The organism is Nocardioides sp. (assembly GCF_004803405.1).
Lineage (GTDB): Bacteria > Actinomycetota > Actinomycetes > Propionibacteriales > Nocardioidaceae > Nocardioides > Nocardioides vastitatis.
In genome coordinates, this window is record NZ_SSXI01000146.1 from 1 (window position 1) to 6158 (window position 6158).

At 72.8% G+C, this 6158-nt stretch carries 6 protein-coding genes; all 6 read left to right on the plus strand.

Annotated elements, in window-relative coordinates:
• Window positions 1–838 (plus strand): substrate-binding domain-containing protein (locus E7Z54_RS10825; protein ID WP_276606219.1); only part of this gene is annotated, 838 nt, incomplete at its 5' end.
• 16 nt (window positions 839–854) lie between these two features.
• A complete protein-coding gene (locus tag E7Z54_RS10830) occupies window positions 855–1781 on the plus strand; it encodes a substrate-binding domain-containing protein (protein ID WP_136433592.1) in 927 nt (308 codons plus the stop codon).
• Window positions 1778–2605: a substrate-binding domain-containing protein gene (locus E7Z54_RS10835; protein ID WP_240769624.1), complete on the plus strand. Its 828-nt coding sequence runs from the start codon at window positions 1778–1780 to the stop codon at window positions 2603–2605. Before E7Z54_RS10830 ends, E7Z54_RS10835 begins: the two co-directional genes overlap by 4 nt.
• A complete protein-coding gene (locus tag E7Z54_RS10840) occupies window positions 2605–3261 on the plus strand; it encodes an ABC transporter permease (protein WP_136433594.1) in 657 nt (218 codons plus the stop codon). Before E7Z54_RS10835 ends, E7Z54_RS10840 begins: the two co-directional genes overlap by 1 nt.
• Window positions 3246–4298 (plus strand): ABC transporter ATP-binding protein, encoded by a 1053-nt coding sequence (locus tag E7Z54_RS10845; protein WP_136433596.1) that lies wholly within the window; start codon window positions 3246–3248, stop codon window positions 4296–4298. The genes E7Z54_RS10840 and E7Z54_RS10845 overlap by 16 nt, the downstream gene beginning before the upstream one ends.
• 99 nt (window positions 4299–4397) lie before the next feature.
• On the plus strand, window positions 4398–6158 hold a 1761-nt coding region (locus E7Z54_RS10850; protein ID WP_136433598.1), incomplete at its 3' end, for a phosphoenolpyruvate carboxylase.

A 6158-nucleotide genomic window follows, 5' to 3' on the forward strand; every position in this document is an offset into this window, starting at 1 on the left:
GCCGCTGCCGCGCGGCGCCGGGGTGCTGACCTCGCTGGTGCGGGCCGACGGCCTGCTCCGCGTGCCGGCCGGGGTGGAGGGGCACCATGCCGGCGAGGAGGTGTCCGTGGAGCTGCTGCGGGCGCTGCCGGAGGTCGAGCGCACCATCGTGGCCATCGGCTCCCACGACCTGGTGCTCGACCTCGCCGCCAGCGCCCTGCGTGCCGCCGACCCCACGCTGAGCCTGGTCTCCACCAACGTCGGGTCGCTCGGTGGCCTGGTGGCCGTGCGCGACGGCCTGTGCCACGTCGCCGGGTCACACCTGCTGCACCCGGCCACCGGCAAGTACACGCTGCCGTACCTCGAGGAGATGATGCCGGGGCGCGACCTGGCGGTGGTCCGCCTCGTCCACCGCGAGCAGGGCCTGATCGTGCCGCCGGGCAACCCGCGAGGCGTCACCGGCCTCGCAGATCTCGCCGGCGGCCGGTTGTCGTACGTGAACCGGCAGCGCGGCGCGGGCACCAGGATGCTGCTCGACCACGAGCTGTCGCGGCTCGGCGTCGACCCGGGAGAGGTGCAGGGGTACGCCCGGGAGGAGCCGACCCACCTCGCCGTCGCGGCAGCCGTGGCCGCCGGCCGGGCTGACTGCGGCCTCGGCATCCTGGCCGCGGCCCGGGCCTTCGGGCTCGACTTCGTCCCGGTGGCCAAGGAACCCTACGACCTGGTGCTCGACGTCGCCACCCTCGACGATCCGTTGCTCGCCCCGTTGTGGGCGCTGCTCGCCGCGCCCGGCTTCCACGACTCCATCGGTGCGTTGGGCGGGTACGACACGACGGAGTCTGGCGCGCGCATTCGGTAGTCTGTACTCTGTATGCATGAGACAGATGGCACAGCTGCCGCACGCGGTCGCGGCCAAGCTGGCGGCCCGCGTCGTGGCCGGTTCGCTCGCTCCCGGCGACCCCGTACCAAGCGTCCGGGCCCTGGCCGACGAGATGGACTGCGCACCAGGCACCGCTGCCCGGGCCCACGCTCTACTGCGCGAGGCGGGTGTCATCGAGGGGCGGCCGCGTTCGACTGCGTTCGTGACCGAGGACGCGCTGGCGCGAGCACTGGCCTTCCGCTCCGCCACCGGCGCCATCCGGCTCGCCGGTAGCGACGACCCCGGTCTCGACTATCTCGTGCGTGCGGTGGGTCCAACGATCCAGCGGTCGCCGAACGGTGCGGGCAGCGTGGCGGGGCTGGCGCAGCTGGCCCGCGGCTCGGTGGACGCCGCGGCCGTGCACCTGCGCGACGACCGCACCGGGGCGGCCAACGACCCCTTCGTGCGTCGCGTGCTCGGTGGTGAGCCCGCCACCGTGGTGCATCTGTGGCGCCGGCAGCAGGGCATCGTCGTTCCGGCCGGGAACCCGTCCGGGATCGGAAGCGTCGAGGACCTGGCGGGTCGGACGCTCGCGTGGCGCTCGCCCGGGACCGGCTCGAGGCTGCTCCTCGACCGGCTCCTCCGCGCGGCCGGAGTGCGGCCGGCAGGAGGTGCCGAGTTCGGCTCGCACCTGGGTGTCGCGGTCGCGGTGTCGACGGGGGCCGCCGATGCGGGGCTGGCCGTGCAGGCATCGGCCGAGGCGATCGGTGCCGACTTCGTGCCCGTGGAGTGGGATGACTTCGAGCTGGCGGTCGCCCCGGAATCGCTCGAGCTGCTGCTGCCGGTGCTCGACGTGCTCGCCAGCACCTCGGTCCAGGAGCGGCTGACAGGCCTCGGTGGCTACGACCTGGCCCGCAGCGGTGAGGTCCGGGTGGCAGCATGACGGCGCGCGCGATGCTCCCGGCGCTCACGGCCGCCTGTGCCTTGCTCGGCGGCGGATGCTCCGTGGCCTCGGATGCCGCCTCCTCCGAGGCCATCCTCGCGACCACCACGAGCACCCAGGACTCCGGCCTGCTCGACGAGCTGCTGCCGGACTTCGAGAAGGAGTTCGGCTGCACGGTCAAGACGGTGGCGGTGGGCTCGGGTGAGGCCCTCGAGCTGGGGGAACGGGGGAACGCCGACGTGCTCCTCGTGCACTCCCCGGGTGCGGAGAGGGAGTTCATGGACGGTGGTCACGGAGTGAGCCGTGAGCCGGTCATGCACAACGACTTCGTGATCGTGGGGCCGGAGGCGGATCCAGCGAATCTCGAGGGTGCCGCCGACGCCGCCGACGCGCTGGTCCGGATCGCCGAGACCGAGTCCTTGTTCGCATCGCGCGGCGACGACTCCGGCACCCACGCGAAGGAGCTCGCTCTCTGGGAGGAGGCCGGCGTCGACGCAGCCGGGGAGTGGTACTTCGAGACCGGTCAGGGGATGGGGCAGACGCTCACCATCGCGGGCCAGAGGTCGGCGTACGCGCTCACCGACCGAGGCACGTTCCTGGCCACCGCGAACCTCGACTCCACGATCACCTTCGAGGGCTCGGGCGACCTCCAGAACTTCTACCACGTGATCGTCGTCGACCGCGGCGAGGAGCCGGTGTCCTGCGCCGAGGAGCTCGCGACGTGGATCCGCGAGCCCGACGTACAAAAGCGGATCGGCGACTTCGGCGTCGAGCAGTACGGCGAGCCGCTGTTCGTGCCCGACGCGGAGGCGGGGGAGGAGTAGTGGTCGACCCGGTCTACGAGGTGCTCGCCCGATCGGCGTTGGTGTCGCTGACGGCGTCCCTCGTGGCGGCCACGATCGGGATACCCCTGGGCACCTGGCTGGCCCTGGCGCGCATCCCCGGCCGGGGCTTCGTGACCGCGCTGGTGAACACCGGGATGGCGGTGCCGACGGTGGTGGTCGGGCTGTTCGTGGCACTGCTGCTGTGGAGAAGCGGCCCCCTGGGTGACCTGGGGCTGATCTACACGGTTCGCGGCATGGTCATTGCCCAGATCCTGATCGCACTGCCGTTGATCACCAGCATCACCATGGCCGCGGTTCAGTTGCTGCCGCCCGAGCTCCCCGGGCACCTGCGGTCCCTGGGCGCCAACCGGTGGCAGGTCGTGGCGCGTATCTGGGTGGAGGCGCGACTGCCGCTGCTGGCCGCGGCGATGGCGGGCTTCGGGCACGCGATCTCCGAGGTGGGGTCGGCCACCATCGTGGGCGGCAACATCCACGGTCACACCCAGGTGATGACCACGGCCATCGTGGAGAACGTCGGCCGTGGCGAGTTCGGCGTGGCCCTCGTCTACGGCGGGGTGCTGCTGTCCCTTGCCTTCGTCGTCAACGGGCTGCTCGCGTCGGTCCAGCAGAGGGGCGGCGCATGGGCGCGGCGCTGACGGTTCGCGACGTGCGCGTCGCCCGCGGAGGGCGGGAGGTGCTCGTTGTCGACCACCTCGACGTGAAGCCGTCCGAGCACCTCTTCGTGCTAGGCCCGAACGGCGCCGGCAAGACCACGCTGCTGCGCCTGCTGGCCGCGGTGACGCGACCCGACCGCGGCGAGGTCGAGGTCGACGGTGTGCCGGTCCGGCGGCTCGGCCTCGCTGAGCGTCGAAGGGTCGGGTACGTGACACAGCGTCCCGCGCTGCTGGGCACAACGGTCCTGTCCAATGTGGAGCTGCCTCTGCGCTGGCGCAAGGTGCCGCGCGCACGACGCCGGACGATGGCGCTCGGGGCACTGGAGCGCCTGCAGGTCGCCCATCTGGCCGAGCGACCGGCACTGGCGCTCTCGGGAGGGGAGCAGCAGCGCGTGAATCTCGCCCGCTCGCTCGCCTGCGACCCCGACCTGCTCCTGCTCGACGAGCCCGCGGCCGGGCTCGATACCGAGGCGCGCGCGATCTTCTTCGCCGACCTCGAGCGTGCGCTGGCCGACCGGGCCGTGACGACCGTGCAGGTCACCCACCGACCCGAGGAGGCGCTGCGGCACGCCGACCGCGTCGTCGTGCTGGTCGACGGCGCCGTACGCCAGGTCGGCACCCCGGAGATGATCAACCGGATGCCCGCGGACGCTGCCGTCGCGACCGTCGTGGGCTACGACAACGTGCTGACGGCACGGATCACGCCTGACGGCGCCGTCCTGGTGGGGGAGTGGCCCACCGGACTGGCCACGGACGGCCTGGGCCCTGGGCCTGCCGTGGTCGCCGCGTTCGCGAACGCCGTCCAGGTCGGGCCGAGCGGCCGAGAGGGGCTGCCCGCGGTGGTGCGCGGCGTCAGTCCCGGCCGGGGCCATCGGGTCGTGCTCCTCGACGGTCGGCTCCCGGGTGGGCTGGTGCCGTTGGTCGCCCATCTCGGCATCGATGCCCCGGCGCCGGCGCCCGGCGAGGCAGTCAGCGTCCGGTTCGACGACGCCCTCAGTGCGATCCTCCGCGGTCGCTGACGCGATCGCGGGTTCCCGGGACGACGCCTTGACCGCTCGACGGCCGCAGCATTGAATACAGCATACAACAACGCATTTCCGCACGGCGAAAGGTGCCCGGTGAACCGTTCCCCGAACCGCGAGGCTTCGCGAGCCTCGGACGCGTTCGAGGTGCCGCCGCGCCTCCGCGCAGACGTGCGACTCCTCGGCGAGACCCTGGGCACGGTGATCCGGGAGCAGGCGGGCGAGTCGGTGTACGCCGACGTCGAGCGACTGCGCGAGCTCACGATCGCCGCATACGCCGGAGACGCCGGAGACGCCGCCTCGTCCAGGGAAGCCGCCGAGCGAGCCGAGCGGCTGATCGCGGACTGGCCGTGGGAGCGCGCCGTGGTGGTGGCCCGGGCGTTCGCCTGCTACTTCCACCTGACGAACCTCGCCGAGGAGCACGATCGGGCGCGATCGCTGTCGGCCTTCGACGCAGCGCACCGCGACTCCGCGATCGGCGCGGCCTTTCAGGAGGCCAGGAGGAGCGACGAGGTCGAGGCCAGGCGTCTGCTCACCACGTTCGAGATCCACCCCGTGCTCACCGCGCACCCCACCGAGGCGCGCCGCCGCGCCGTCGTGGCGGCGTCCCAGCGGATCGCCGAGCTGCTCGTCGAGCGCGATCGCAGCGAGTCCGGAGTCACGGAGTCGTTTCCCCGCCGCCTCACGGAGGCGGTCGATCGTCTCTGGCGCACCGCACTCCGGCGCACCAGTCGACCCACTCCGCTCGACGAGGTGCGCACGTTCATGACGGTGTTCGACGAGACCCTGTTCGGGGTGGTGCCCGAGGTGTACCGCCGGGTCGAGGCGGCCGTGGCCGGTGCCCGCTCCGGCCTCGAGCCCACCGGTGTGCCCGCGTTCCTCCGGCTGGGCTCCTGGGTCGGCGGCGATCGCGACGGCAACCCTTTCGTCACCGCGGAGGTCACCAGGGAAGCGATGGCCATCCAGTCCGAGCACGTGTTGCTCGCCCTGGAGCGGGTGTGCGACCGGGTGGGTCGCGCCCTGACGCTCGACGAGCGGTTCACCCCGCCGAGCAGGGCGGTCAGGGCCGCGATCGCGCTGGCCGGCACCGAGCACCCCCAGCTGATGAAGCAGATCGCGACGCGCTCGCCGGGCGAGCCGCACCGGCAGCTGCTGCTGCTCGCCGCCCAGCGGATCGCGGCGACCCGCACCCGCGACGCCGACCTCGCCTACGCGACCCCCGCCGAGCTCCGGGCCGACCTGCTCTGCGTGCAGGAGTCGCTGGTCGAGGCCGGTGCGCACCGCCAGGCGCACGGCGAGCTCCAGCACCTGATCTGGCAGCTCGACACCTTCGGCTTCCACCTCGCCGAGCTGGAGATCCGCCAGCACTCCCAGGTCCACGCCGCGGCGCTGGCTGAGATCGAGGCGGGCGGCGAGCTCTCCGCCCGCACGGTCGAGGTGATCGACACGCTGTCGTCGATGGCGCAGCTGCAGCGCCGGTACGGTGTCCGCGCCTGCCGACGCTACGTCGTCTCGTTCACGCGCTCCGCCGCCGACGTCGCGGCGGTCTACGATCTGGCGCAGGTGGCCCTCGACGGCGCCGGCATCGAGCTCGACGTCGTGCCGTTGTTCGAGACCGAGCAGGACCTCGAGCGCAGCGTGGACGTCGTCGCCGAGATCGTCGAGCTGCCCGAGGTGCGCCAGCGGCTGGCCGCCTCGGACGGTCGCTTCGAGGTGATGCTCGGCTACTCCGACTCGGCGAAGGACGTCGGCCCGGTCGCCGCGACCCTCGCGCTGCACCGGGCCCAGGCCAGGCTGGTGGCCTGGGCCGAGTCGGCGGGCGTCCGGCTGACGCTGTTCCACGGCCGCGGCGGCGCC